Origin of the sequence: Paracoccus sp. DMF (assembly GCF_004407025.1) — a bacterium.
Classification (GTDB): Bacteria; Pseudomonadota; Alphaproteobacteria; order Rhodobacterales; family Rhodobacteraceae; genus Paracoccus; species Paracoccus aminovorans_B.
In genome coordinates this window covers 1-520 of record NZ_SOKV02000210.1, presented here as the reverse complement: position 1 = coordinate 520, position 520 = coordinate 1, and the positions used below count along the sequence as shown (strand labels likewise).

Here is a 520-nt window from a genome sequence, read left to right as displayed (position 1 = left end):
AGGACGTGACCGAGCAGCAGAAAGAGCTGATGGGCGAAGCGAAGGCGCGCGGCTACGACACAGCCGTCATGCGCAAGATCATCGCCATGCGCAAGCGCGACAAGGATGACATCGCCGAAGAGGAAGCCATCCTCGAGATGTACAAAGCTGCGCTTGGGATGGCGTGACCATGAAGCCGCTCACCGCCCCCGAACACATCCAGGGTCGCATGCACGGCCTCGGCCGCGCGGCCCGGGTGCTGGAGCGCGACAACTTCGTCAAGCGCGCGCTCGCCGCCGGTCATTCTGCCCGAGAGATTGCTGCCGCGCTCAAGATGAAGCCCAGCCGGTTCGCCGAGCGCTACGGCGCTCTGGTCGCGGCGCAGGCCAGCAAGCCGAAGGTGCTTGTCGCGGAGAAAGAGCCGCGCGCCGTCATCGTCGTGGACGGCCAGCCTGTCAGCCTCGCCACCCTGCCGTGGCCGGTCTGCGCCGATGCGCGCCACGAAACAGCGCCCCGGCATCGCGGCTTGATCGGCTCCAAG

Annotated in this window: 2 protein-coding genes; both read left to right on the top strand. The window is 67.3% G+C overall.

Features of this window, described 5'->3' with window-relative positions; translation table 11 throughout:
• Positions 1–167 (top strand): DUF2312 domain-containing protein (locus E3D03_RS21275; protein ID WP_263568588.1); only part of this gene is annotated, 167 nt, incomplete at its 5' end.
• A 2-nt stretch (positions 168–169) separates the two neighbouring features.
• On the top strand, positions 170–520 hold a 351-nt coding region (locus E3D03_RS21270), incomplete at its 3' end, for a hypothetical protein (RefSeq protein WP_263568587.1).